This is a genomic window from Micromonospora sp. NPDC004540, assembly GCF_040610095.1.
Taxonomy (GTDB): domain Bacteria; phylum Actinomycetota; class Actinomycetes; order Mycobacteriales; family Micromonosporaceae; genus Micromonospora.
The window spans coordinates 1-3236 of the sequence record NZ_JBEXLR010000194.1 but is presented as its reverse complement, the minus strand read 5'-3'; the positions used below and the strand labels follow the sequence as shown (position 1 = coordinate 3236).

The following is a 3236-nucleotide window of genomic DNA, read 5'->3' as shown; positions in this document are numbered from 1 at the left end:
TGCGACCGCCGGGCTGACCGGGCTCGACCAGCGGCCCGCCCAGCGGGTGCACGTGTGGAAGGATCCGGCGACCGCCCAGCGGGCCGAGGCCGTCGACGGGCCGGCCGCCACCGCCGCCGACGCCGTCGACCTGATCGAGGCCCTGGCCCGCCGCCTCGTGCTCGGCATGGAGACCCTCGGCTGGGACGCCGCCAAGGCCGACGCGGTGGTCGAGGAGGTGGCCGGCGGGCCGGTGCCCGACGCCGCCGAGGTGCTCCGCTTCGCCGCCCGCGAGGTGGTGCCCCGGCTGGACCGGACCACCGACGAGATCGACCGGGTGCTCGGCGCCCTCGCCGGCCGGTTCGTCCCGCCCGGCCCGTCCGGCTCGCCCACCCGCGGGCTGGTCAACGTGCTGCCCACCGGGCGCAACTTCTACTCCGTCGACCCGAAGGCCATCCCCAGCCGCAACGCCTGGGACGTCGGGGTGGCCCTCGCCGACTCGCTGCTGGCCCGGCACCTCGCCGACACCGGGGCGTACCCGCGGTCGGTCGGGCTCACCGTCTGGGGTACCAGCGCCATGCGCACGCAGGGCGACGACATCGCGGAGGTGCTGGCCCTGCTCGGCGTCCGTCCGACGTGGGACGACCGGTCGCGCCGGGTCACCGGCGTCGAGGTGCTGCCGCTGGCCGAGCTGGGCCGCCCCCGGGTCGACGTCACGGTGCGCATCTCCGGCTTCTTCCGGGACGCCTTCCCGCACGTCGTGGCCCTCATCGACGACGCCGTCCGGCAGGTCGCCGCGCTCGACGAGCCGGCCGCGGAGAACTACGTGAAGGCGCACGTCGACGCGGACGTCGCCGAGCACGGCGACCCGCGCCGGGCCACCGCCCGCATCTTCGGCTCCAAACCGGGGGCGTACGGGGCCGGGCTGCTGCCGCTCATCGACGCCCGGAACTGGCGTACCGACGCCGACCTGGCCGAGGTGTACGCCGTCTGGGGCGGCTACGCCTACGGGCCGGGGCTGGACGGACGGGAGGCGCGGGCCGACATGGAACGCTCCTTCGCCCGGATCGCCGTCGCCGTGAAGAACCAGGACACCCGCGAGCACGACATCGTCGACTCCGACGACTACTTCCAGTACCACGGCGGGATGGTGGCCATGGTCCGCCATCTCACCGGCGGCTCCCCGGCCGCGTACGTGGGCGACTCGGCCATGCCGCACGACGTCCGCACCCGGACGCTGGGCGAGGAGACCCGCCGGGTGTTCCGCGCCCGGGTGGTCAACCCGCGCTGGATCGCCGCCATGCGCCGGCACGGCTACAAGGGCGCCTTCGAGCTGGCCGCCACCGTGGACTACCTGTTCGGCTACGACGCCACCGCCGGCGTCGTCGACGACTGGATGTACGAGCGGCTCGCCGAGGCGTACCTCTTCGACCCGGAGACCCGGGAGTTCCTGGAGCGGTCCAACCCGTGGGCGCTGCGCGGCATCGCCGAGCGGCTGCTGGAGGCCGCCGAGCGCGGGCTGTGGGCGGTGCCCGAGCCGGCCACCCTCGACCGCCTGCACGAGACGTACCTGGCCAGCGAGGGCGACCTGGAGGACCGGCAATGACGTCGTACCCGTTCAGCGCGGTGCTGGGGATGGACGAGATGCGTCTCGCCCTGCTGCTCAACGCGGTCAGCCCGGCCGTCGGCGGGGTGCTGGTCCGGGGCGAGAAGGGCACCGCCAAGTCCACCGCCGTGCGCGCCCTCGCCGCGCTGCTGCCACCGGTCGACCGGGTCGCGGCCTGCCGCTTCGCCTGCGATCCGGCCGCGCCCGACCCGGGCTGCCCGGACGGCCCGCATCCCACCGGGTCGGCGGCCGAGCGCCGCCCGGCCCGACTGGTCGAGCTGCCGGTGGGCGCCGCCGAGGACCGGGTGGTCGGCTCGCTCGACCTGGAGAAGGCCCTCGCCGAGGGGGTACGCGCCTACGAGCCCGGCCTGCTCGCCGCCGCCCACCGCGGCGTGCTCTACGTCGACGAGGTCAATCTGCTCCACGACCACCTGGTCGACCTGCTGCTGGACGCCGCCGCGATGGGCCGCTGCCACGTCGAGCGGGAGGGCGTCTCGGTGAGCCACGCCGCCCGGTTCCTGCTGGTCGGCACCATGAACCCGGAGGAGGGGGAGCTGCGCCCGCAGCTGCTCGACCGGTTCGGGCTGACCGTCGAGGTGGCCGCCAGCCGCGACCCCGCCGTCCGCACCGAGGTGGTCCGCCGCCGGCTCGCCGCCGACGCCGACCCGGCCGCCTTTGCCGCCGGCTGGGCCGAGGCGGACGCCGAGGTGGCCCGCCGGGTGGCCGCCGCCCGGCGCCGGCTGCCCCGGGTGGCGCTGCCCGACGCGGCGCTGCGGCAGATCGCCGAGGTCTGCGCCGCGTTCGACGTGGACGGCATGCGCGCCGACATCGTCACCGCCCGCACCGCCGTGGCGCACGCCGCCTGGCAGGGCCGGGACCGGGTGACCGCCGACGACGTCCGGGTCGCCGCCCGGCTGGCCCTGCCGCACCGCCGTCGCCGGGACCCGTTCGACACCCCCGGGCTGGACGAGCAGCGCCTGGACGAGGCGCTGCGCCACGCCCGCGAGCAGCACCCCGACGACGACCCGGACGACGACGACCCGTCCGGCGGCCCCGGCGACGGGCCCGGCCCGGCCGGCGGCCCCGGGCCGGACGACGGCCCCGAGGGCTCGGCCGGCGGGTCGGGCGGCGGCGGGGTGGACCCTGACGGCCCCGGCCGGAAGGGCGGCTCCGGCGGCCGAGACCGGCCCGGCGTGTCCGACGACACCGGCCGCCCCGGGTCTCCGGACGACGGGTGCGGGACCGGCCGGGACGGTCGCTGGCCGGCCAACGGCCGGACCGGCGACGGGACGGGCGACGACCGGTTCAACGACGGCCGGACCGGCGACGGCCGGCCTGGCGACGGCTGGCCTGGCGACGGCTGGCCTGGCGACGACCGCACCGGCCGCGACGTCGCCGGGTCGGACCGGTTCGGTCACCCGGGCGACGACCGGTGCGTCGGCGAGGACGGGAACCGCCCCGACGCCGATCGGTCCGCCGGCGGCGCGTCGGCCGGGAGTGGCGGCCGGCCAGACACCCGCCGGTCCCGAGCCGGCGACCGGCTGGGGGAACCGGGTGGACGAATACGGCCCGGCGATCCGTGCCGCCGGCCGCGACGACGCCAGCCCTGCCACCGTTCGCGCCACCGTCCGGGAGGTCAACCGATGAACGC

2 protein-coding genes are annotated in these 3236 nt (G+C 77.4%); both read left to right on the top strand.

Annotated features, from left to right (window positions below; all coding sequences use genetic code 11):
• Positions 1–1585, top strand: a 1585-nt coding sequence (locus ABZV78_RS31565; protein WP_355644492.1) for a cobaltochelatase subunit CobN, incomplete at its 5' end; no start/stop codon positions are given.
• On the top strand, positions 1582–3236 hold a 1655-nt coding region (locus tag ABZV78_RS31560; protein WP_355644490.1), incomplete at its 3' end, for an ATP-binding protein. The genes ABZV78_RS31565 and ABZV78_RS31560, both read left to right, overlap by 4 nt.